The sequence below is a fragment of the Pseudomonas sp. FW305-20 genome (genome assembly GCF_058788075.1).
This window is the reverse complement of record NZ_JBYTAJ010000022.1, coordinates 23,965-48,602: the sequence shown is the minus strand read 5'-3', so window position 1 is coordinate 48,602 and position 24,638 is coordinate 23,965. Positions and strand designations below refer to the sequence as shown.

Below are 24,638 nucleotides of genomic sequence, written 5' to 3'. Positions count from 1 at the left end.
TGCGGACTGTCGTTTTATGTCAAGTAATGGTCTGGAAATGTCCATCACTTCGATGAGCACCAGGCGATACTCTGCTGGTAGCACACACCGATGCTGTATATGCCGGCCACGCACCTGCACATTCAGCATCGGTGTCTCCCGACTTTTGGAAACCGCCGGGATTGCCTGCGCGGTTACAGGCTGCTGACCAGATGCCCTCCATCTACTGCCAGCACCTCACCTGTCATGAATGATCCAGCTTCGCTGGCGAGTAACAGGAAAGGTCCTTCTAACTCCTCAAGGCAACCCAGGCGGCGCATCGGAACAGCATTGCGGATGTAGGATTGTCCGTTGTCCCCGTCAAAGTAGGCGTCGTTCATTTCCGTCTTGAAGTAACCGGGAGCGATGGCGTTGACGCGGATCTGGTAGCGTGCAAATTCCAGTGCCAATGACTTGCTCAGTTGCACAACACCAGCCTTCGCTGCGCAGTAGTGGCTGTAACCCGTACCAACACGCAGCCCGAGTATCGACGCGACATTGACGATGCTGCCACCACGACCGGCCTTGACCAGTCGTTGTGCAGCGCACTGGGCAACGCGCCAGACGCCGTCGAGGTTGGTCGACAGCATGTTGCGCCATTGTTCTTCGCTTATGTTCAGCGCGCCCATAGCGTTGCCGATTCCGGCATTGTTGAGCACGACGTCGACTACACCGAAATGCACTTCGGCCGCATCGAAAGCAGCTTCGACACTGGCACGGTCGGTAACATCGAGAGCAACGACCAGCGCCTCGCCACCGAGCCACCGAATGTCCTGAGCGAGTTGTTCCAAGCGCTCAATGCGACGTGCCCCAATCACCACGCGTGCTCCCGCCTGGCTCGCAAGCCGAGCCAGGTGGGCACCAATTCCGCTGGAGGCACCCGTGACCAGTATGGTTTTACCGGAGAGCGAAAATATCGACCGAACGTCCATCAGAGCACCTCGAACAACCCGGCGGCGCCCATGCCGCCACCAACGCACATGGTGACCACCACGAATCTGACACCCCGACGCTGACCTTCCAGAAGGGCATGACCAACCATGCGAGCACCACTCATACCGTAGGGATGTCCGATCGAGATGGCGCCTCCGTTGACGTTTAGCCTCGCCGGGTCGATACCGAGTTTCTCGGCGCAATAAAGGACCTGGCAGGCGAAGGCCTCGTTGAGTTCCCACAGGCCGATGTCATCGACAGTCAGACCGTGCTGCTTGAGCAATTTTGGTATGGCAAGCACCGGACCGATACCCATTTCCTCCGGCGCCAGACCGACCACGCTGATGCCACGGTACAAGCCCAGTGGTTCGAGGTTGCGCTTTTCAGCCAGTAGCGCATCCATCATCACGCAAGCACTCGCGCCATCGGACAGTTGGCTGGCGTTACCGGCAGTGATACAGCCGCCTTCAATCACTGGCTTGAGTTTGGTCAGGTCCTCCAGCACGGTACATGGCCGGTTGCCTTCGTCGCTATCAAGAGTCACATCGATGAAGCTGGCCAAGCCGGTTTCCTTGTCGACCACTTTCCTGGACGCAGTGACCGGCACGATTTCATTGTTGAACAACCCTGCGGCCTGGGCGCTTGCGGTACGCTGCTGCGATTGAAGAGAGTAGGCGTCTTGCGCTTCGCGGCTGATGTTGTAGCGTTGGGCAACGATCTCTGCTGTCTGCAGCATCGGCATGTAGGCATGTTGCGCATGGCCAATGACCATGGGGTCTTTCTCGGTCATCGCCCACTCAAGATAATGGCCCTGCACCAGGCTGATATGCTCTTGGCCTGCACCGACAGTAACTTTCATACCGTCGACCATGATCTGCTTGGCAGCGGTGGCAATTGCCATGAGCCCCGAGGCGCATTGGCGGTCGATGGTTTGCCCGCTCACGCTCAGCGGTAGCCCGGCAGCCAGTGCGCTCATGCGTCCGAGGTTCCAGCCGGCCGTGCCACCTGCCATGCCGGTGCCCATGACCAGATCCTCAATTTCCGTGGTCTCGATACCGGCGCGTTCCACAGCTGCGCGTATCGCATAGCTGGCCATGCTCGGCGAACTCAAGTTGTTGAAAGCTCCGCGGAATGCCTTGGCAATCGGGGTGCGAGCAGTTGAGAGAATGACGGCTTCTTTCATGGTGTCGATGTCCTGTCTTTGGTCTTCAGGAGGTAATGCCCCATTGGGGACACCCTCCTTTTCTAGGGGTCAGAGTCTTTCGATGCGGGTCTTGCCAGCAGCGACAAGGCGTTCGAGCATCGGTGCGGGTTGGAACCACATCTCACCGTGCGAGCCCAGCGCTTGGCGGTAGTGTTCAAGGCGTGACAGCAAATGACTCAGCCCGATGCATTCGGCCTCATGCATCGGACCGCCTCGCCAGGCAGGGAAGCCGTAGCCATTGATGAACACCAGATCGATGTCGCTACTGCGTAAGGCGATGCCTTCGTCGAGTAACTGGATGCCTTCATTGATCAGACTGAACAAGCACCGCTCAAGGATTTCCTGATCCGGAATATGCCGACGTTGAATGTCCAGTTCATTCGCAAGTCGCGCGGCGAGTGAAATGACTTCGGGATCATCCTGACGGTCTCGTTCTTCATAGCGATAAAGCCCGGCGCCAGTCTTCTGTCCGTAGCGGCCCAACGCGTAGAGTTCGTCTCCCAATTTGCAGTAGCTAGGGTCGTGACTGATTTCGCTGCGACGTGATTCGCGGATCAAGTAGCCGATATCAATGCCGGCGAGATCCTGCACCGCCAGCATGCCCATGGCTAAACCGTGATTGGTGAGTACTTTGTCAATTTGAGAGGGGGTAGCGCCCTCCAGCACCAGGCGGTAGGCCTCACGGCCATAAGGCTCGAACATGCGATTGCCGATGAAACCGAAACACACCCCCGACACCACCGCAATTTTACCGATCTGGCGTGCCAGCTTCAGTGTGGTCAACAGCACATCAGGTGCAGTCTCTCGGGCACGCACCACCTCGAGCAGACGCATGACATTGGCCGGGCTGAAGAAGTGCAGGCCAATAACATCCTGGGGGCGCCGGGTGACGGCAGCGATGGCGTCAACATCCAGTGTCGACGTGTTGCTGGCAAGAATGGCGCCTGGTTTGCAAACCTTGTCCAGCGTACGGAATACTTTCTGTTTGATCTCGAGTGATTCATATACAGCTTCGATCACCAGATCGGCATCGATCAGATCGCCATAATCAAGCGTGCCCTGGATTCGTTCCATTCGCCGCTCAAGCTGCAGGTGGGTCATCTTTCCGCGCTGTACGCTGATTTCGTAGTTGTCGCGGATCTGCATCAGTCCACGGTCCAGCGCATCAGCCCTGGCTTCCAGCAAGATGACCGGGATACCGGCGTTGGCGAAGTTCATCGCAATGCCTCCACCCATGGTGCCAGCACCGATGATTGCTACTTGGGAGACCTTCCGCAGCGTGGTGGTGGCGTCTATTCCTGGAATCTTTCCCGCTTCGCGTTCGGCGAAGAATACATGACGCAGCGCGCTGGATTCGGCCGAGGCTTCAGCCTCTTTAAATAGCTCGCTTTCGCGAATTAGCCCTTCGTTGAGCGGCAGTTCGCAAGCCGCCTGGACTGCAGCAACAATGCGTTGCGGGGCTTGGCGCCCCTTCCAGCGCGAGGCGTTTTTTGCTTGGAAATCCTTGAAGAAATCGACTTCGAGATGTTTCCCCGGTGCAGCGTTCGGATCGATCGGACGCACAGGAGCGCCGGATTCGAGCAGTTCGCGGGCAAAGTCAAAGGCATCTTCCAGCAGGCTGGAGGGAGCCTTGGATAAACGATCGAGAATGCCGAGGCTTGCAGCTTTGTCTGCGGTGATTGATTGTCCTGAGATGATGAGATCCAGTGCTGCTTTGGCGCCAATCAGGCGCGGCAGTCGTTGGGTGCCTCCTGCTCCCGGGAGCAATCCAAGGTTGATTTCCGGCAGGCCGACGCGTGCATCAGGCGTTGCAATTCGATAAGCGCAGGCCAGGGCTAGCTCAAGGCCGCCACCGAGTGCAGCGCCTCCAATTGCTGCAATCAGCGGCTTGTCGATTTGACTCAAACGTACCAGCATGTCAGGCAAGGAGGGATCGGCATGACTGGCAGCGCTGCCAAACTCGCTGATGTCTGCACCGGCGCTGAATGGCGTACCGTGCAGGATAACCGCCCGTACGGTCGGGTCGGCGACGACACGCTCGCAGGCCTCGTTCAAGGAGGCACGAAGCGCTTGGCCCAAGGCATTGACCGGGGGGCGATTCAGGCCGATCAGGGCCAGGCCGTCGTCGCATTGGTAGTGGATGAGGTCGCTCATAAAATTCCTTTTGGTTATGTCGTGGGGTAGGGGAGGGTCAGAACCAATCGTTCTGCATGTCGAAGCAGACGCGGTTGCCAGTGCTGAGCAATCGTGCTTGGCCTTGTAAACCGGCCAGTTCCCACTCCATGAAGTAACGCGCTGCATGGAGCTTGCCTTTGTAAAAGTCGGCCTCGCTGCCCACGGCACCGGATGTCAGCGCACGGCTGGCGGCAAGTGCCTGACGCAGCCAGATCCAGCCGACGACCAGCTTGCCGAACATATCGAGATAGGCAGTGGCATTGCTCAGGCCAAGAGCGGGGTTGGCGGATACCCTGATCTGCATTTCGATCGTGACTCTTTCGATGATCTGCATTGCTGTGCGCAGTGCAGTGGCGAGCGAGGCGCAGTCGTGGCGCGCATGCCCCTCGTTCAGGCTGGCCTGGAGACGTGTGAGGAACAATGCAAAACCGTCCCCACCCTGTGGGCCCAGCTTGCGTGCGAGCAAATCAATGGCCTGAATGCCTTCAGTGCCCTCGTGTATCGGGTTGAGGCGATTGTCCCGATAAAACTGTTCAAGCTGGTATTCACGGGTATAACCGGAACCTCCGAGCACCTGAATACCAATCTCGGACGCCAGCAGGCCGTACCGTGAAGGCCATGATTTGACCACGGGCGTGAGCAGGTCGAGCATCTCGGCGGCCTGATGGCGTTGGTCTGCGTCTGGTGCGGTGTGGCTATCTTCGACCAGGGTGCTGGCATACAGACACAACGCCATGCTGCCTTCGGCGTACACCTTCTGTTGCAGCAGCATTCGCCGAACGTCGGCGTGCTCGACAATGCGTACCTGCGGGGCTAGCGGATCCTTATTGCCAGGAAGACGTCCCTGTGGCCGGTTGCGGGCATAGTCGAGTGCATGGATGTAGCTTTGATACCCAAGGCTTGCGGCACCAAGGCCGACCCCGATGCGGGCCTCGTTCATCATCTGAAACATGTAGCCAAGGCCCTTATTGGCTTCACCCACGAGATACCCGACGGCCCCGTCTTTTTCACCGAAGTTGAGCACCGTGGACGTGGCGTTGCGATAGCCCATCTTGTGTAACAAACCCGCCAAGGCCACATCATTGCGCGCTCCGACGCTGCCATCGGCATTGACCAGGTACTTGGGCACGAGAAACAACGAAATGCCTTTCACGCCGGCAGGTGCACCTTCAATGCGGGCCAGCACCAGGTGCACGATGTTTTCGGTCAGTTCGTGATCGCCGCCGGAAATGAACATTTTGCTGCCGCTGATGCGATAGCTGCCGTCTTCGGCCGCACGAGCGCTGGTGCGCAGATCCCCGAGCGCCGAGCCTTGACCTGGTTCGGTCATCGCCATGGTGCCACTGAAACGCCCCTCTAGCATCGGCGGCAGGAAGCGCTGACGCAGCTCGGTACTGGCAAAGGTTTTTATAAGGTTGGCAGCGCCAATACTTAGAAACGAATAACCAAGGGTCGCAATATTGGCTGCATTGAAATAGGCCATACAGGCGCGCAGTACCACTTCCGGCAACTGCTGCCCACCGTCTTCGAAGTCATGGTGAGCGGCGAGAAAACCTGCCGAGGCAAAAGCGTCCCAGGCAGCTTTGGTTTCTGGAATGAGGGTGACCTTCTCGCCATCGAAGGTCGGCTCGTTAGCATCACCTTTCTGGTTGTGAGGTGCGAAGTACTGGGCGGCAACGTCGCGTGCCGTCTGCAGTGTTGCATCAAGTACTGTCAGGTCCAGCTCCGCGTAACGGGGCCTTTTCAGGAGACCCTCGGTGTCTAGTATTTCAAAGAGCTGGAAGCGAAGGTCGCGGTCGTTGAGCAACTGGTCGGTCATAGCGTTCTCGTTTGGCGGAATAAACCAGGCGGTTTTGTAACAAAGACCGATGACCATGCGCGCCCAACCACGGGTGGAAATTGGGGTGGAGCAAGGTGGGGAAAAAGCGGGGAGGGTGGAGCGAAGCTCCGAAGCGCCTCAGTTCAACAGTTTTGTCTCTCGCACCACTTGAAGTGCGCCTTTGCGATCGACCACATCGAGTTTGCGGAACAGATTATTGATGTGGCTTTTCACTGTACTGAGGCTGATGTACAGGCTGTCGGCAATCTGCTGATTGCTTTGGCAATTGACCATGCGCTGGAGTACGTCTTGTTCACGGCGAGTCAACGGGTCGAGTAATGGTTGGTAGGACTGACTCTTTGGCGTCAATCCTTGCAATAGCTGTGCGAGTTGCGCGCGCGAGGGTAATGAAGCTTCGATACCGTGTTGACGGCGGATCTGAGGAGAGATCAGTTGGCGGAACAGTTCAAGTAGCTGACGCCCCTCCAAGTGCAGCAAGTTAGTAAAACCGTGCTTCGCTGCCTGCTGCAACGCCGCATCCAGGCTGCGCAGGGCTGCTGTGTGATTCGCAGCGTCCAGATACAGGCTGGCATCGAGCAAATGCAGGTCGATGCTGAGTTGGAGATTGTCCTCAGTCATGGATTGCGACCATAGGTAGTGGGAGATGCTCGTTGCCGATGCGCGTTGGCCCAGATGACGTTGAACCCAGGCATAAGCCTGCCATTCTTCAGGCATCAGGTTCGTACCGTAAAGGCGATTGCACCAGCGCCATTCCTTGAGCCAATCATCAATGAAGCCCTGATCGTGTTCGCGAACGGCCAGGCGCACGCGAGAGGCGCCAGCCAGACGATAGAGGGTGAATAGTTTCAATTGACGGGCGATTTTGCGTGCTTCATCCCAGCGCTCTCGTGCGCAAGAAAGCCGACCTTGGGCAGCAAGGCAAAGCGCTTGATAATGCAGTACCCAAGGCAGACCGGCGCTGTGGGTAATGTCGAAGGCAATGGTCTTGGCATGAGCAAGATGCTCTGCCGCTGATTGCAATTTGTTTTGCTGCAACAGCAAGACGCCTTTGCCCAGGTATTGGAAAAGGTCGTAAAATCCGTGCGACGCCCCTGTGGCACGATTTTGAATCATCTGGGTAAAGCGCTCCTCAGCCTTGAGGGGGTGACCTTGAGCCAGTTCGATCATGCCCAGTTGTAAATGAAGCAGGTTGGTGTAGCCACTGAAGTTCATGGCAGTGAGTTCGCAAAGTGCCTGCTCTGTGTCATGTCGGGCCCGATGCAGCTGGCCCAGCGCAAACAAGCAGCTGGCTCGATTGAACAACAGCACGGTAGTGGCGGCATTCATCTGCGGGTATCGCCGCAGCGCCTCATCGACAAGGGCGATACCGTGATTGAAATTGCCGCCGAGAAATGCCAGCCGGCTACGCAGGAAAGCGAACGTCTGATGTGATCGCTCGTTACGCTGTTCGGGCGTCTTTTGGTCTCTTGACAGGCGTTGAAGTCGACGCAGGCACGCCGCAGCGCGGTCAATATCGTTAGTGACGATGACGGTGCTGGCTTCGGTAATTGCCAGGGTGAAATGATCTTCCATGCTTTGCCCAGGCATATCGGCAAGAAAGTCGACCATCGCGTTGACCTGGCCTTCCCGTAGCAGATCAAAACTGTGCCGGTCGATGGCAGCCAGCAGGGCGTCAAAGTCCAGGGCGCGCCCGAGCTGGTACACAGCCTCGGCGTAACATTGCTTTTGAAGCAGATGCTTACCTGCCTTTTGATGCAATTGCGTCAGGGCACCGGGAGTGCGCAGGCGTAGCTGTTGATAGAGTGCCTGCCGCATTTGTTTATGAAGCCTGTAATGCAATTGTTCATCGTCGCATTGCTGGACAAACAGGTGCTTTCGCACCAGTCGGTCGAGGAGCGTCGCGGCGTCGGAGCGCCCCGTCAAGCAGGTGGCGAGTTCGACATTGAAGGTGTTGACCACGGACAGCTGTTCAAGGAAGCGCAAAATCTCGTGAGGCAATGAACCTAAAATTTCTTCATTGAAAAATTGTGCGGTGAGAGCATGAAAACGTCTGGCGGTAGCGGCTGAAATCTGTGTGTCAGAAGACGACAAAGTCGGCTGCTCGGTCTGTGCGCTGAGACCCAGCAATACGCTGCTGATCCAGCCCTCGCTGTTGGCACGCAGCAGGTACGCCGCATCATCGCTGAGTTTCACTCCGCGAGCAGACGCAAGTGTCTTTATCTCGCTGCTGTCCAATGCCAAGCAGTGCGTGTCCAATAATTGCAAACGTCCATCCCGGCGTAGATGGCTGAGCCGGAGTGCTGGCAGGCCCTCGCTGGCGGCAATAATGTGCAGATTCTCGGGAGCGTGGCGCAGCAGTTCGTCGAAGTAACGGCAGGCGGCCGGTGCGCGTAAGCAATGCAAGTCATCGATGATCAGGGTGTAGGGAGTCTTTCGTTTTTCCAACCCGTCGATGATCGCAGCCCACAGCGTTTCTTCGTTGACCGTGTTTAAACCGGGTACTGGCGTAGCTAGGCCCATTGCTTGATGCAAATGCATGAGCAGAATCAGGGGCCGGTTGTCGCCACTATCACAACGGAGCCAGGCCCAGGGTGTCCTGAGGTTTGCGACGTACTGGGCCAGTAAGATGCTTTTGCCATAACCAACTGGGGTGCTGAGCAGGCTCAGCAAGCAATCCCGTTCGGTTGCCTCGTTTAGCATCTGCAAAAGCTGTGGTCGAGAAATGGCCGTAGTTGGTATGGCAGGTGGGCGCAACTTGCTCGGTTTTAGCGTCGGATAATGCATAACGGCTGACGGCTTCTCTTTTCGCACATTGGCATTAAGCAGTGTTACGGGATGGAGGGTCGGAGTTCGAACGCATAACGAGTCAGAGCCGTTGTGTCAGGCGAAGCGAGCGGCCAACTTCATGCCGATTGTCACCAGCGGTTGGTAGAGAACCGGCAGCAGACGCAGCATCAGATCAATGCTCCGAGCGTCCGATCCGATCAGAATGCGTCGATGGTTGCGTTGCACACCGCGCAGAATGACTTCGGCGGCTTTATCCGCCGTGGTTCGCAGCAGCTTGTCATTGAATCTACTGCGGGCGTCGTCCGCATCCTGCCCTGTGATGCTGGCCATGCTCTGGTTCATGCGGGCGTGTGCAGCAATTCCGGTCTTGATCCCACCTGGATGCACGCAACTGGCAGATACACCGCAATTCTCCAGGTCCAGTTCCTGACGCAAAGACTCAGTGAAGCCGCGGACGGCAAATTTGGTGGCGTTGTAGGCGCTCATGCCAGGTTGGGCAAACAGGCCGAAGATGCTGGAGATATTTACAATGTGTCCATCGCCAGAAGTTTTGAGGTGCGGCAGGAATGCCTTGGTGCCGTGTACCACCCCCCACCAATTGATGTCGGTTATCCAGACATACTCTTCATAGCTGCTGCCTTCGACGGTGCCAGCGTGTGCGACACCCGCATTGTTAATGATCAGGTTGACCTTGCCATGTTCCTCAGCAACCCGATTTGCCCAGGCGTGCATCTGCTCGCGATTGGCGACGTCCACTACCGAAGTGGAAACGCTAACGCCGGTGAGTTCCAGTGCCTGCCGTGTGCGTTCCAGCCCTTGCGCGTTGACATCGGATAGTGCCAGGTGACAACCCCGCTCGGCCAAGGCCAATGCAAGTGCGCGCCCAATACCTGATCCAGCTCCCGTAATGGCTGCAACTTTGTCTGTGAAGGATTTCATGCCGTGCACTCCGGATAGCGGCTAAATGCTTCGACGAGACTAATGAAATTGTCAGCGAATTAATTGACATTCCGCGACATGAACAAGACCTTTAACGTCGTCATGCTGAGCAGAACGCCAACAAGCACAACAGCAAAGAAAAGTCTTGGTTGCGGGCGACGCGCTTCCTTTGGCAATGCGCATGCGAACCTGTTGATGCCGGCTCTATCGCCGCGATCGCTCGCCAGTTGGGCTGCGACGACATTCTCATTTGATCAGGCAACGACATCAGTGGCTGCGAACAAGGCCGCAACTGCGGGCCGCATCACCTGCGGAGCGTGGGCATTCCCTCCGTCTACAAAATTCAGGACGTTCCTGATAACGCCTCGATCAGGGAGGTAGGGAAAGACAAAACATGATGATGCGGATGAAACGTTGGCAGGGGCGACAAAATGTAATTCATTACACTGATAAATCAGAAAATTCTTAATGTATGGACAGTTTCGAATAGCGTATTCAGATTTTTGTCCCGCGCCCCTGAGGGTGGACTCGTTAATGATCAACAAATCAAAATCATTGAGCGCATAATCTATCACTTGAAGTAAATCACGTTGGGATGCAAACGGGGCCACACAACTGTAGCCAAGACTGGCAAGATTTTTTTCTATGCCCAGGCGCCTGGAGTGTTTCTCATCAACCAGCAAGATACGCAGCCGTGGATTGATCATGCATTGTTCTCCTCTATCCGTTCGGTTGGCGAAAAAATATTTTATAAGTGGAGCGGAAGCAGTCGAGCGAGTAGTCAACCCCATACATTAAACGCTGTTGAGGTTTACGCGGTTTGTATCCAGCCAGAGTAGTGATTGCTTACCGCTCATAGGTCGAGCGCAGAGGTATCCTTGAGCGTGGATACATCCAAGTTTTATCAATGACTCGCGCTGACTTTCTGTTTCAACCCCTTCCACGACTACCGACATATTCAAGGATTTACCCAGAGCGAGCGTGTTGATGACCACTGCTCTGTTGTTAACGCTGTTATCAAGGTCGTGAATGAAACTGGCGTCGAGTTTTATCTCTGTGAATGGCAAGCGGCAAAGCCGTTCCAAGGATGAAAACCCGGTGCCAAAATCGTCAATAGACAACCCGGATCCCATGATTCGTAATTGAATCAGGTTCTTAAGTACAGTCGGAGATGACTCTAGCAGGCCACTTTCGGTGATTTCGAAGATCAAGCGATATGCCGGTAATTGATACCTGTGAAGCAAGTCGGTGATTTTTGTGACTAGCTCTGGGTTGCTAAGCTGTTCCGCTTGCACGTTGAATGCAAGGCGCATTAAGGGTTCGGTATGTGAGATTTTTTCCAGGAAAGACAGACCCTGCTCGATCAGTGCAAACAGCAAGTCGTCCATCAAATCGAAGCTGTTCAGACGCGGCAGGAAGTCAGACGGATACAATATTCCATGAAGTGGGTGCTCCCACCGCACCAAAACTTCAAGACTGTCGACAGCATTCGTGACGAGATTGAATTTCGGCTGGAAGAATGCCCTGAACTCGTTAGCTGAAATGGCTTTCTTCAGATCCGTTTCATTAAATGACCTGATACTGGTCGGCTGTGAAATTTTATCTCGGGGTAACTCTGTGCTTCGCTCGAACTGTTCCAGCAGGGGCATAATCGTGTTTGGGCGAACCGAAGCATCAACGTATCCCAGCACCTGCACCTTATGCATGGTTAGCATCCGATCTATAGCACTGTGCAAGTCAGCCGAAAGATTACTGCAAATAATCATCGAATTGACTAATCCACTGGCACACAGCTCCTCGATGGCAGCGAGGCTTTGCATACACTTCTCCCTCAGACTGCATAAGGCCACATCGGCCCGCCCTTTGCTTTTGAGTATTTCCATAGCAGTGGCACTGTTGGTCACAGATATGACGTCATCACATCCAAGGTCCTGAAAGGCTCGAGTCGCAACGATTCGCTTGAGGGGATGCTCTTCGATGACAAGACTGCGTATCGGTAGTAAAGACATGGCAGCTATACATTTGATGGGAGTGCCTGAATTATTGTGATGCGCCAGCACCGTGTCTTTAGGAATTGTCCCAAGATTGTCGGGAGTGCTGCCTACAGCTTTCGAAAAGTCAGCGCAAAAAACCGGTGGCCTGAAGGCGCTGTTTGAAAGCTTACCCGTCGGTCGGTTTTGTATCGGCGCTGACACCTGTAAGCCAAATTCGACATCCACTTACGCCTGTCGTTGGTCGTGGGCGGTGACGCTCGATGGAAAATTTCAGATTGATGCGCTTTTGTGATTTTCGAGACAAATCTCATCGCCTCCACTTTGGTCGCATGGATAGGATCTAGTTGCCGCCTTCGTAACGAGTGAGTGGCTAAGTAGCCTGGGCCGCATTTTTGAATGTGCTGCAGGTTCAGGCGCATTTATCCAAGGAACAAGAAATGGAATTCACGCACTCTGTTCGGACTCGCGATACGAGCGTCGGCTCGGCTGTGGTCATGAGTTCCAGCTTAACGGGTTCTATCTGACCTCCCGTTAGGGAGATATCTGGAGTGGTCATGGCATCGAACAGCTTCCAAAACGAAGTGCCCAAGGCGCGGGTCAACATCAAGCTTGATTTGCACACCGGTGGCGCACAAAAAAACGTCGAATTGCCGCTCAAACTCATGGTGATGGGTGATTACAGTAATGGTCACGAGCAGCGTCCGTTATCTGAAAGAGGCAAGGTCGGGATCAACAAAAACAACTTCGACAGTGTGCTGGCCGAGTTTTCGCCGAGCCTGAAACTAACGGTGGAAAATACCTTGACCGATGCCAGCGTCGACACCGCTGTCGCGTTGAGTTTTCAGGGCATGAAAGACTTCGAACCTGAACAGGTAGCGCGGCAGATTCCACAGCTGCGAGCCCTGCTGGCGATGCGCAACCTGCTGCGCGACCTCAAATCCAACCTGTTGGATAACGCCACCTTTCGTCATGAACTGGAACGCATCCTCAAGGACGACGCGCTGAGTGACGAGCTACGCGCCGAACTGGCCGCTCTGACGCCACAAGAAGCATGTTAATTGCCCTCGGTTCGTTAATAAGGAAGTTCTCATCATGTCCGTAGCACAATCATCCGCATCCTCGCAGCAGGCCAAGACCCACGACGCAGACAGCAGCCAAGGTGTCTATGGCGCCTTGTTCGCCAAGATCAATCTCAGCCCGGTTGCGCAGCTGAGTGGCATCGAATCGTTTCAAAACGCCGAGGCCCTGTCCGAGGCGTCTGCGGATGAACGGGTAACGGCGGCCGTTAGTGTTTCTTGAGCCTGCTCAAGCAGTCCTCGCATAAAGTCGAGCGCCTGGACAAAACCCTGTTGGATGAGCATATCGCGTCGTTGGATGCACAGATCAGTCGCCAACTTGATGCGGTCATGCACCATCCGGACTTTCAGCGCGTGGAATCAACCTGGCGCGGCGTGAAGTCTCTGATCGACCAGACCGATTTCCGCCAGAACGTGCGGATCGAGCTGCTGGACATCAGTAAGGATCACCTGGTCCAAGACTTCGAAGATGCGCCGGAAATCGCCCAAAGCGGCCTGTACCTGCATACCTACACCCAGGAATACGATACCCCGGGCGGGGAACCGATTGCGGCGGCCATTTCCAACTACGAGTTCAGCCGCAGTCCGCAGGATATTGCCCTGCTGCGCAACATTGCCAAGGTGTCTGCGGCCGCCCACATGCCGTTCATTGGTTCTGTCGGTCCGGCGTTTTTTGGCAAGCAGACGATGGAAGAAGTGGCCGCCATCAAAGATATCGGCAACTACTTTGACCGTGCCGAGTACATCAAATGGAAGGCATTCCGCGAAAGTGACGACTCTCGTTACATCGGCCTGCTCATGCCTCGTGTGTTGGGTCGCCTGCCATATGGCCCGGACACTATCCCCGTGCGCAGCTTCAACTATATCGAAAGCGTCAAGGGGCCGGATCACGAGAAATACTTGTGGACCAACGCCTCGTTCGCTTTCGCGGCCAACATGGTAAAGAGCTTTATCAACAACGGTTGGTGTGTGCAGATTCGCGGACCGCAATCAGGTGGCGCGGTTACCGAACTGCCGATTCACCTGTATGACTTGGGAACGGGCAACCAGGTGAAGATCCCCTCCGAAGTGATGATCCCGGAAACCCGCGAGTTCGAATTCGCCAATCTCGGTTTCATTCCCTTGTCGTACTACAAGAACCGCGATTATGCGTGTTTCTTCTCGGCTAACTCGACTCAAAAACCAGCCCTGTACGACACCGCCGACGCCACGGCCAACAGCCGAATCAATGCGCGCCTGCCGTACATCTTCCTGCTGTCGCGTATTGCCCATTACCTGAAGCTGATCCAGCGCGAAAACATCGGGACCACCAAGGACCGTCGTATGCTGGAGCTGGAGTTGAACAAGTGGATCGGTGGCCTCGTCACCGAAATGACCGACCCCGGCGACGACCTGCAGGCCTCCCACCCATTGCGCGATGCCAAGGTGACGGTAGAAGACATCGAGGACAACCCCGGCTTCTTCCGCGTCAAGCTGTACGCCGTACCGCACTTTCAGGTCGAAGGCATGGACGTCAACTTGTCGCTGGTTTCGCAGATGCCCAAGGCAAAAGCCTAAACCACTTCGTAGGGAAATGATGGCATGAAGATCGACCGTCCCCTTTGGGCTGCGGGGGCATTGCTGTCCCCGCAACAATTCCAGCAGCAGGCGCGCTGGGAGGCGTGGGCTAATGAGAGTCTGGCACATCTGTCGCTGGTACACCCCTGGGGTGTTTTGGGGGTGGCGTTTGACCTGCAAGCCCTGCGCCTAGGCAAGCTAAAGGCCACTCAAGTACGCGCACGCCTGCCCGATGGTACCTTGGTCGATACCGATCACGTGGATCGTCTGCCCCCCGCGCTGGAGTTGACCCGCCTGCTGCCCGATGACGCCCAGGACGCGACGTTGTTACTGGCGTTACCGCTGGAACATGCCAATGGCAACAACTGTGTGTTCGAAGGTGCGAGGGCCGACCGGCCAACGCGCTATCACCAGGATTGGCGGCAAGTGCAGGATATCTACGCCGACGAAGTGCAGTCGATGGGGGTGCTGGAGTACGCCCTGACCCTGCGCCTGGAGAGTGACGAGAACGCCGATTACCTGACCTGCCCGGTCGCACGCCTGGTGCGCGACGGACAGGGTGCCTGGCATCTTGATCCGGACTATGTGCCGCCGTTGCTCAGCTTCGCCGCCCATCCAGGGCTGCTGACCCAGTTGGACAACCTGTTGACCCAGTTGTCCGCCAAGCGGCAACGGCTGATGGGTATGCGCCGCGAAAGCAACCAGCGCATGGCCGATTTTGCCGTGGCCGATGTGTCGTTGTTCTGGCTGCTCAACGCATTGAACACCTATCAGCCAGTATTGGCCGACCTCAAGGCACACCCGGCACGGCACCCCGAGCAGGTATACCTGGAGTTGATCAAGCTGGCCGGCAGCCTGCTGACCTTTTCGCTGGAACACGATATCGACAAGATTCCGGTCTACCGGCATGAACACTTGGAAAGCGTGTTCCCACCCTTGATGCGCACCATTTCCACGTTGCTCGAAGCCAGCCTGCCGTCACGGGTTATCGCCCTGGAGCTGGACGAGGTGGGGGCCAACCGCTGGCAAGTCACGCTCAACGATGCACGCCTGCGTGAGCGTGATGGTGCCGATTTTTATCTGTCGGTACGTTGCCGCATGCCGGTGCCGCAGTTGCAGAACCAGTTCCCACGTCTGTGTAAGGTGGGGACGCCGGACGAGGTTGATCATCTGGTCAACGCCGCGCTCGACGGCGTTCCGTTGCAGCCGCTCAGTCATGTGCCGGCGGCCATTCCGCTGCGCCTTGAGAACCAGTACTTCGCCCTCGATCTGGGGCATGCCAAGGGGCAAGCCATGCTGGCCGAAGGGACCTGCGCCTTCTACGTGCCGAGCACGTTGCTCGACATCAAACTTGATCTGTTTGCGGTACTGCGCGCATGAATCTGACCGCCCCCCAAAAAAACACCGTTACTGCGCAGGATCTCGATGCGTTGTTGCAAGACAGCTACCTGCTGGTCGTCGAGCTACGTCAGGGCGCTTCGGTACAAGACAGTCCAGACCTGTGGAAACGCTGTGAGCAGTTGGTCGAGCAGGTTCAACAGCGCCTCAAGGAGGCTGACGTAAACGCCCGCAGTATTGAGCTGATCAGTCACGCCCAGTGTGCCTTGCTGGATGAGACCGCGCTCAACTGCGCTAAGGGCGATGCCCATGCCGACTGGGGCCGCTACCGCGACGTGAATGACCCCGAGCGTGAGCAAGTGTTGGCCGCCCTGAATGCTCGGGTCGCTCCCCTGGGACTCAAACAGGTGGTCATGACACAAGGCATTGACCGGCGAATGAACCCACTGCGCGGGCTGCGTTCGCCCCTGGTTCAAATCCTCATCGCGGGCTTGCTGCTGGTCGGTGCCTGGTGGGGTTTGGATCACTGGTTGGGCGGTCTGATCGCCACGCTTGTTCCTGAGCAGGCGTGAGGGGTGTGATGACGCTCAAGCTGACACGTGGCCTCTGCTTGTGGGCCGGTGTGCTGGTACTGACGCTGTTGATGGTCATACCGTTCGCCGTCTGGACCCGTATCGTGACGGCCTTGGTCGTCGTGATCGTGCTCGCTTGGGCTTGGATTCGGGCAGGGCACCGTTTTGCACGGCAGAGTCAGTGGCTGGTGCTGGCCGGTGGTACATCCCTGCCGCCGTCTGCCTACCGTCAGCCGGTGGTGTTGGTCTGTGGTGATGGTCTGACTGGCCTGTTCGGCGCGGTACCCGCTGAGCAATTGGCCCTGCGCACCACTTCACAGGGCTGTTACGTGTGCGTACCCGCCTTGGATCAACTCCTCTCGGTGACCATGGGCCTACAGGCTCAGCGCCCGGATTGGGGTGGACAGCTCAGCGTGATGTTCGTCGTCAGCCCGGGCGAACACACCGACTCAGCTGAACTGGCCGGTCGGTTGCGCGCCTTTTGTCATCAGCTCGCGCTGGTACGCAAGCGTGGTATCGCACTACCGCTGATGCTGATGAGCTATCTGCAAGCCGCAAAAGGCGAAGGGGCCTGGTTCAGTTGGGACACTGGCCAACCTAACCCTCTCGTACGCGAAGCCGGTGCCTGTGTCAGTCTCACTGACTGGCAGCGGCAGGCCGCCAACGGTGCAACCTACGCCGCACGTTTGTGCAGTAGCGTTCAGGTCAGCAGCGCTGCGACCTGGCTGAAGGAAACACTACTCCCGCATTTCGAGCCTCGTGATGCCTGCCATCCACTGGCATGTGTCATTACCCTGGTGCCGGTGCTGCCCCAGCGGGTCTCCGGCAATCTGTGGCAGCAATGGCTACGTGACAAAGTGGGATTGATGGGCATCGGGCAACCGTTGTCGGTGCCCAGTTCCGCCTTGCCGTTTCCCGACCCCTTGCTGAGCCTGTTGCCGCTCCACACTCGACGCCGCCCGGTCCTGTGGGCGATTGCCGTAGCGGTGTGGCTGTTCGCAGTGGCCGGCGTCGTGGCCCTGGCCAGCTCAGCCTGGCAGAACAACCTGCTGTTGCGCCAGGTCAGTGATGACCTGCGACGCTATACCTCCATTCCCTCGGTCGAACATCGTGACCAACCTCAATTCCTCATGCGCGAGGACGCTGTAGCCGTGCTGCGCGAGGACGCCGGGCGCCTTGACGGCTACTACCGGCAGGGCGAACCACTGGCACTGGGCCTGGGCCTGTATCGCGGGGAGTTATTGCGGTTGCCGCTGCTGGCGACCATCGCCAGCCATACGCAACCGCCCGAGGCACTCATCATGACGAAGATCCCCGACCCGGTGCGACTCGACAGCCTGTCGTTGTTCGGCACGGGAAGCGCCGAACTCAAACCAGGCTCGACCAAAGTGCTTATCGGTGCTCTGGCCACCATCAAGGCACAGCCGGGCTGGTTGATCGTCATCACCGGACATACCGATCTCACCGGCAGCCCTGAGCAAAACCTTGAGCTGTCCCGAGCCCGGGCTGCTTCGGTACGCGACTGGATGCAACGCATGGGCGACATCCCCGACAGCTGCTTCGCCGTCCAGGGCTTTGGCGCGAAACAGCCGGTGGCCAGTAATGACACCGAGGCTGGGCGAGCCGCCAATAGGCGCGTCGATATCCGTCTGGTGCCGGAGGTGGGAGCGTGCTTGCTACCCGCTGCGGCACTGGGCACACCCCCCCTGTCGCATCCCGCGGCATTTATATTTTGAGAAAAGGAGCTTCACATGGCTATTCCCGTTTACCTGTGGCTACAAGATGACGGCGGTGCTGAGATCAAAGGGTCTGTGGACGTACAAAAGCGCGAAGGCAGCATCGAGGTGATCGCCCAGGACCACAGCCTGTACATCCCTCCCGACAACAACACCGGCAAGCTGACCGGCACCCGGGTGCACACCCCGTTCCTGTTTTCCAAGGAAATCGATGCCTCCAGCCCGTACCTGTACAAAGCAGTGACCACCGGTCAGACCCTCAAGACTGCAGAGTTCAAGTGGTACCGAATCGATGACGCCGGTCAGGAGGTCGAGTACTTCAACACCAAACTGGAAAACGTCAAGGTCGTAAAAGTCGCGCCAAAAATGCACGACGTCAAAGACCCGAACAAGGAAAAACACAACCACCTGGAACAGGTTGAACTGCGCTACGAGAAGATTACCTGGACCTATAAGGACGGCAACATCATTCACTCCGATTCCTGGAACGAACGCCAAAGCGCCTGAAGCGAGAGGACTGGCAGGTGGCTTGCCGCCTGTTGGTTCTCGGTGTGCTGGGTTGAGCGTCCGTTCGCGGGCGCTCAGCCAAACACATCGAACTGCATGTTTCTTTGACGATACGCCAAGAATCCAGAACAGGGATGTACCCGATGGCCCAGAACTCCACCCGTTTGCTCCGCCGCCTCAACCCCTATTGCGCCCAGGCACTGAGTGCGGCGGCATCCTTGTGCCAGAGCCGCGCCCATGGGGTGATCAGCATTGAACACTGGCTGCTCAAGTTGCTGGAGCAGGGCGAGGGGGACCTGTCCCTCATCGCCCGTCGGTACGAATGGGATATGGACGCGATCTGGCGTGGCCTTCTTGATCACCTCGACATCCTGCCACGCAGTGTACAGGCCAAGCCGCAGCTGTGCGGCAAGCTGCAACAACTGATCAAGAACGCTTGGTTACAGGCATCCCTCGACGGCAGCAATGACACGTTGCGTTCGGCACATTTACTCGGTGCGCTGTTGGAGACTCCTGGCCTGCTCGACTGTGAAGCTGCTTGGCCGCTGCTCAGTATCAGTAACACCCAGTTAGAGCGCCTGTTTGTACTGCTCGACCAACACTCCGAAGAGCGCCCTCGGATTCAGCAGGAAGCTGCACTGGAACGCACCGAGATGCCAGTCACATCAGGCACCGTTACGTCCGAGGCTCTGCAGGCCGTCTTGGACCGATTCACCCTGGACGTTACCGCCAAGGCAAGAGTTGGACAGATCGACCCGGTGTTCGGGCGTGACGATGAGATCCGTCAGGTCATCGATATCCTCAGTCGCCGGCGCAAGAACAACCCGATCCTGGTGGGCGAACCTGGGGTGGGCAAGACTGCTCTGGTCGAAGGTCTTGCCTTACGCATCGCCGAGGGCAATGTCCCGGACAGCCTTAAACAAGTCAGCGTACGCACGCTCGATCTCGGTCTGCTACAAGCCGGCGCCGGGGTAAAAGGTGAGTTCGAACAACGCCTGAAAAACGTTATCGACGCCGTGCAGCAATCGCTGCATCCGGTGCTGTTGTTCATTGACGAAGCCCACACCTTGATCGGTGCCGGCAACCAGGCTGGCGGCGCTGATGCGGCAAATCTGCTCAAGCCTGCCCTGGCGCGCGGCGAGTTACGCACTATCGCCGCCACGACCTGGAGCGAATACAAACAGTATTTCGAGCGCGATGCCGCCCTGGAACGACGCTTCCAGATGGTCAAGGTCGACGAGCCGGACGACGCCAATGCCAGTCTGATGCTGCGCGGCCTCAAAGCGCGCTACGCCAGTCACCATGGCGTGCACATTCAGGACGCGGCAGTACAGGCGGCGGTCAATCTGTCGCGGCGCTACCTGACAGGCCGCCAACTGCCGGATAAAGCCGTCGATCTGCTGGACACTGCCAGCGCACGGGTACGTATGAGTCTCGACTGCGAGCCGCAGCTGTTGGTCCGCCTCAAGGCCCGGCAGACGGCTCTGGAACTGGAGCGACAAGCCCTGGTGGAAGACCAGCAACTGAGTGGTGGCCCTGCCGTCGAGCGTCTGGCGATCATTGCCGCGCAACAAGCCGATCTGCACCATCAACAAGCTGAACTTGATAAGCAGTACCGGCATGAACTCGAGCTCACCCAGCAATTGTTGGACGCCCGCCAGGCAGAGCCGCCACAGGTGGATGCCTGCCTGTACCTGCAACAACAACTGAGCGACATACAGGGCAGCCAGCCATTGTTGTCCCTCGACGTCGACGCACGCAGCGTGGCCGAAGTGATTGCCGACTGGACCGGCGTGCCCTTGGGCAGTTTGCTCAAGGATGAACAAGCCAACCTGCTGGAGCTGGAACAACAACTGGGTGAACAGGTGATCGGTCAGGATCACGTCCTCGGTGCTTTGGCCCAACGCCTGCGCGCAGCCAAGACCGGCCTGACGGATGACAAGGCCCCGCTGGGCGTATTCCTGCTGGTGGGCACCAGCGGTGTCGGCAAGACCGAAACCGCGCTGGCCTTGGCCGACAGGCTTTTCGGTGGCGAAAAATCCCTCATTACCATCAACCTCTCGGAGTACCAGGAAGCCCACACAGTCAGCCAGCTCAAAGGCTCGCCACCCGGTTACGTCGGTTATGGCCAGGGCGGTGTGCTTACCGAAGCGGTGCGCCAACGTCCCTACAGCGTGGTACTGCTCGACGAAGTAGAGAAGGCGCACCCCGACGTCCTCAACCTGTTCTACCAGGTATTCGACCGTGGCTGCATGCGCGATGGCGAAGGGCGGGAAATTGACTTTCGCAACACCGTTATTCTCATGACCTCCAACCTCGGCAGTGATGAACTGCAATCCTGCCTGCAAGAGTTCCCTGATGCGCCGGACAGCACCCTGCACGAGTTGCTGCGTCCGATCCTGCGCGAACACTTCCAGCCGGCCTTGCTGGCGCGTTTCCAGACCCTGATCTACCGGCCGCTGCGAGCTGATGCCCTGACGCGCATTGTCGCGCTCAAGCTGGCCCAGGTTGCCAAGCGTTTGCAGCGTCATTACGGGCTCAATTGCCAGATCGAAGCCGCCTTAAACGAGGCGCTGGTGGCCGCTTGCCTGCTGCCTGACACCGGGGCGCGCAACATCGACAGCCTGCTCAACCAGCAGATCCTGCCAGTGCTCAGCCAGCAACTTCTGCAACGTCAGGCCGTCCGGCAGAAAACCTCCGCTGTGACCCTGGGCTACAGCGATGAGGAAGGCATCGTCCTGCACTTCACCGACGCCCAAGACACGACGTTGCCCAACGCCATGGAGGCCTGATCATGCTTAATGAACTGCGCACTTTTTTGGACCACAGCCGCCACTCGCTCAGTGTTCGCAACGTTGATGCACGGCTTGACGTCCTGGCCTTCCAGGGCACAGAGGGCCTGAGCAACAGTTCAACTACCGCGTGGAATTTACTTGCCTTGACGGTGATGTCGACGCCGGGAAAGCGCTCGGCCAGGACGCCAGTTTCAGTTGCACGGTGCGCCGCACAACTTACCCTTTCTGGGCCTGAATGCACCCAAGGCTAAGCCATTGCGCACGCTGCACGGCGTGATCACCGGTTTCAAACGCCTGTCAGGCTCCGTTGATGAAGCCCGTTACGAAATTACTCTGGAACCGCGCCTGGCTCTGCTCGGTCGGGGCCAACAGTATCGTATCTACCAACACCAATCGGTGCCCGAGATCGTCGAAAGTATCCTGCGCAGCCGTCACGGTTTTGAAGGCCAGGATTTCTTTTCAGCCTGGTGCGCGAATACCCCAAGCGCGAACAGGTCATGCAGTACGGCGAAAGCGACCTGGCTTTCATCTCACGCCTGCTGGCCGGCGTTGGCATCTGGTACCGCTTTACCCGTGACGAACGCCTGAACATTGACGTGGTGGAGTTTCACGATGACCACTACCAGTTTGACGTCGAACTGCCTTACCGCCCGCAATCCGGGCTGGGCAGCAGCGGGGAGGACGGCGTGTGGAACCTGCAATCCAGCCATCAAGTGGTGGAGCAGCACGTCAACATCCGCGCCTACTATCACCGCGTCGCCACCGCTCAACTGAACGGCGACATCGATCAAAGCCGTGGAGCAAGCACCACCTACGACGAGGCCTATCACTACGCCGAACCTTACACGGCCTTGGGCGACCCTTACGCCCATGACGAAGACCTGCAAAGCGAAAGCGGTTTTTTCTATGTGCGCCTGCGTCACGAACGTTATCTCAATGGCCAGACCCAGCTCAGCGGGATTAGCAGCAGCGCGACCCTGGCACCCGGTCAGGTCCTGAAAATCTCCGGCGGAGCCCCGCAAGCCTTTGCCCTCGGCGCGGTGATTACCCACCTGACCACCCGTGCTGCTCGCGATCGCAGTTTTGAAGTCAGCTTTGAGGCCATTCCGTACTCGGAAACCGTGTGCTTCAGGCCTGCGCTGCAGAACAAACCACAAATCGCCGGCACCATCCCGGCCCGTGTCACCAGCCCGCAGGAACACGACCCCTACGGCCATATCGATATCGAAGGGCGCTACAAAGTTAACTTCCTGTTCGACCGCGACAGCTGGAAGCCCGGCGAAGAAAGCCTGTGGCTACGCCTGGCCCGACCTTACGCCGGTGACACCCATGGCCTGCACCTGCCGCTGATTTCCGGCACCGAAGTGGCCATCGCCTTTGAGCAGGGCGACCCGGACCGTCCCTATATTGCCCATGCGTTGCACGACAGCCAGCACGTTGATCACGTGACCTTGCGCAACTACAAACGCAACGTGCTGCGTACGCCGGCCAATAACAAATTGCGCATGGATGACACGCGGGGGCAGGAGCACGTCAAGCTTAGTACGGACTATGGCGGTAAGAGTCAGCTGAATCTTGGTCGCGGCAGTAAGGGTTTATTCATCAGTGCTGACGGGCAGCCCTCGGCGCAAGGGCCGGTGCTCGGTATGGATACGGCCGTAGCTCGATTGCAGCAGGCCGATGAACAACTGCAAAAGCTCTCCGTCGATGCCCAGGCCGCTAACGCCGAACCCGCCGACGTTGCGGCGCAACTGAATCTGCTTCGTCAGGATATAGAGCAGCTCAAGTCGTCCGTGCTGCTGCTCAGCGCTCCCCCCCGGCATCGCCCTGACCAGCGGCCAGCACTTGCAGTTGGCGGCGCAGGACAACCTGATGATTAACGCGGGGGCCGAGGCCGACATCAGCGTGGTCCAGCGCCTGTTTGTGGGCGTAGGTCAGGGCCTGAGCGTGTTCGTGCGCAAACTGGGCATCAACCTGATCGCCAATCAGGGGCCGGTGAGCATGCAGGCGCAGAACGACAAGCTGGAACTGATGGCCCGCCACGGGCTGAACATCACCAGCAGCGAAGACGAAATCCGTATCACGGCGAAGAAAAAAATCACCCTCAACGCCGGCGGTAGCTACATCACCCTCGATCCGTGCAGCATCGAATCGGGCACGGCGGGCGACTACCACATCAAATCGGCGCATTTCGAATACTTTCAGAACAAAGCTACGCAGGCCGCACGAATAATGCCATTGCCAGCGGTCATCGACCCACCGCTTGAGTTCCACGAGCAATTCCGAATATTTGTCAACGATGGCGAACAGCCCTGGGCCAGCGTGCCCTACAAGATCGCGGCCGCCTTGGGCAAGGTCTGGAAAGGGACAACTGACAGCCAGGGCTTCACCGAGCGCGTCTACACCGCCAAGCCCGAAGAATTGTCGTTGAGCTACGACATGGAAGAAGAGGAAGAGGAGGAAGAGCTCGAAGGCATCACCCTGCGCTAGGGCTATTTTTCGATGGCACTGGTAACAACCAGGCCAATGCCGCGGCGACCGAACAATGCCAGCGCGAAGACCTCGCCTTGTTTGATCAGAGTGAACTGACAAGCATCATAGAACAGTGCAACAGTTACGGATTCAAGGAGTTTGATGGCAGTTACTTTGGTAGCACGCCGGATAATAGTTACGGGAATGCAGCGAGCAATGTGGTGTATCTGTGGGAACTGTATCCCGATCATGCCACTGAGGGACTTCCTCCCGGAGCTGAGGTTGGCTATGTAAAGGTCAAGCACTCAGGTCTGGAGTAGAAGTTCGTGTAATCACCAGCGCCAGGCGAATGCAGCCGGCAAGTACGAAGGCTGCCGAAAGAGAGAGCAGCACGATTGACCTCCGGCTGCGCTCGCGAAAGTTAGATGTTGGCTCAAGTCCCCCGACCCAGTAAGGAACTGGCTGAATCTTTAACTGATTCGAATAGCACATTCCTTCGCCAAGACTCCAAAGTGCGGCGGCGCTGGCCATAAATCCTGTCAATAGATTGTCTAAAATCAAATCCATGGACAGGGCGCTGAACAAGATGAGGCTGCTGGTGAAAAAAATCGCGGCGCACCAGCGTTGGCGAAGGATATTGACGGGTACCAGATGTTGCATGCTTTTTATTCTCCGCAGGAAAACAAAAGGCGCCT

At 57.4% G+C, this 24,638-nt stretch carries 15 protein-coding genes and 2 pseudogenes; 8 read left to right on the top strand and 9 right to left on the bottom strand.

All coding sequences use genetic code 11. From position 1 onward, the window contains the following. Positions 1 to 173 precede the first annotated feature (173 nt). From AC3WP4_RS19000 to AC3WP4_RS18965, 8 genes are all read right to left on the bottom strand, one after another. Positions 174 to 950: an SDR family NAD(P)-dependent oxidoreductase gene (locus AC3WP4_RS19000; protein ID WP_102615119.1), complete on the bottom strand. Its 777-nt coding sequence runs from the start codon at positions 948 to 950 to the stop codon at positions 174 to 176. Beyond that, positions 950 to 2,134: an acetyl-CoA C-acyltransferase gene (locus AC3WP4_RS18995; RefSeq protein ID WP_102615118.1), complete on the bottom strand. Its 1,185-nt coding sequence runs from the start codon at positions 2,132 to 2,134 to the stop codon at positions 950 to 952. The genes AC3WP4_RS19000 and AC3WP4_RS18995 overlap by 1 nt, the downstream gene beginning before the upstream one ends. Before the next feature lie 69 nt (positions 2,135 to 2,203). Then, positions 2,204 to 4,309, bottom strand: a complete 2,106-nt coding sequence (locus AC3WP4_RS18990; protein WP_102615117.1) for a 3-hydroxyacyl-CoA dehydrogenase NAD-binding domain-containing protein — start codon at positions 4,307 to 4,309, stop codon at positions 2,204 to 2,206. 37 nt (positions 4,310 to 4,346) lie between these two features. Further along, positions 4,347 to 6,149 carry an acyl-CoA dehydrogenase gene (locus tag AC3WP4_RS18985; RefSeq protein WP_102615116.1) on the bottom strand — a complete coding sequence of 601 codons (1,803 nt, stop codon included), beginning with the start codon at positions 6,147 to 6,149 and terminating at the stop codon, positions 4,347 to 4,349. Between the two features lie 138 nt (positions 6,150 to 6,287). After that, complete coding sequence (locus AC3WP4_RS18980; protein ID WP_158242631.1) at positions 6,288 to 8,840, bottom strand: winged helix-turn-helix domain-containing protein; 2,553 nt, start codon at positions 8,838 to 8,840, stop codon at positions 6,288 to 6,290. Between the two features lie 210 nt (positions 8,841 to 9,050). Continuing rightward, complete coding sequence (locus AC3WP4_RS18975; RefSeq protein ID WP_102615114.1) at positions 9,051 to 9,896, bottom strand: SDR family NAD(P)-dependent oxidoreductase; 846 nt, start codon at positions 9,894 to 9,896, stop codon at positions 9,051 to 9,053. Between the two features lie 254 nt (positions 9,897 to 10,150). Next, the gene (locus AC3WP4_RS18970; protein WP_178081745.1) at positions 10,151 to 10,603 is read right to left on the bottom strand and encodes an ANTAR domain-containing protein; all 453 of its coding nucleotides are present in this window, start codon (positions 10,601 to 10,603) and stop codon (positions 10,151 to 10,153) included. 87 nt (positions 10,604 to 10,690) lie between these two features. After that, the gene (locus AC3WP4_RS18965; RefSeq protein ID WP_256581159.1) at positions 10,691 to 12,115 is read right to left on the bottom strand and encodes an EAL domain-containing response regulator; all 1,425 of its coding nucleotides are present in this window, start codon (positions 12,113 to 12,115) and stop codon (positions 10,691 to 10,693) included. A gap of 329 nt (positions 12,116 to 12,444) precedes the next feature. On the opposite strand from AC3WP4_RS18965, the gene tssB reads away from it, so the two are divergent. From tssB to AC3WP4_RS18925, 8 genes and pseudogenes are all read left to right on the top strand, one after another. Further along, positions 12,445 to 12,948, top strand: a complete 504-nt coding sequence (tssB, locus tag AC3WP4_RS18960) for a type VI secretion system contractile sheath small subunit (RefSeq protein WP_102615112.1) — start codon at positions 12,445 to 12,447, stop codon at positions 12,946 to 12,948. A gap of 34 nt (positions 12,949 to 12,982) precedes the next feature. Continuing rightward, a pseudogene (gene tssC / locus AC3WP4_RS18955) lies at positions 12,983 to 14,523 on the top strand (type VI secretion system contractile sheath large subunit). 24 nt (positions 14,524 to 14,547) lie between these two features. After that, on the top strand, positions 14,548 to 15,903 hold the full coding sequence (gene tssK, locus AC3WP4_RS18950) for a type VI secretion system baseplate subunit TssK (RefSeq protein WP_102615111.1): 1,356 nt from the start codon (positions 14,548 to 14,550) through the stop codon (positions 15,901 to 15,903). Continuing rightward, complete coding sequence (locus AC3WP4_RS18945; RefSeq protein WP_102615110.1) at positions 15,900 to 16,433, top strand: DotU family type IV/VI secretion system protein; 534 nt, start codon at positions 15,900 to 15,902, stop codon at positions 16,431 to 16,433. Before tssK ends, AC3WP4_RS18945 begins: the two co-directional genes overlap by 4 nt. A gap of 8 nt (positions 16,434 to 16,441) precedes the next feature. Next, a complete protein-coding gene (locus tag AC3WP4_RS18940; protein WP_173860485.1) occupies positions 16,442 to 18,169 on the top strand; it encodes an OmpA family protein in 1,728 nt (575 codons plus the stop codon). 15 nt (positions 18,170 to 18,184) lie between these two features. Next, positions 18,185 to 18,676 (top strand): Hcp family type VI secretion system effector, encoded by a 492-nt coding sequence (locus AC3WP4_RS18935; RefSeq protein ID WP_102615108.1) that lies wholly within the window; start codon positions 18,185 to 18,187, stop codon positions 18,674 to 18,676. A gap of 143 nt (positions 18,677 to 18,819) precedes the next feature. Continuing rightward, a complete protein-coding gene (tssH, locus tag AC3WP4_RS18930; protein ID WP_102615188.1) occupies positions 18,820 to 21,468 on the top strand; it encodes a type VI secretion system ATPase TssH in 2,649 nt (882 codons plus the stop codon). A 2-nt stretch (positions 21,469 to 21,470) separates the two neighbouring features. Next, a pseudogene (locus tag AC3WP4_RS18925) lies at positions 21,471 to 23,961 on the top strand (type VI secretion system Vgr family protein). Positions 23,962 to 24,240: 279 nt separating this feature from the next. Here AC3WP4_RS18925 and AC3WP4_RS18920 read toward each other — a convergent pair. Then, positions 24,241 to 24,603: a hypothetical protein gene (locus AC3WP4_RS18920; protein WP_102615106.1), complete on the bottom strand. Its 363-nt coding sequence runs from the start codon at positions 24,601 to 24,603 to the stop codon at positions 24,241 to 24,243. Positions 24,604 to 24,638 lie beyond the last annotated feature (35 nt).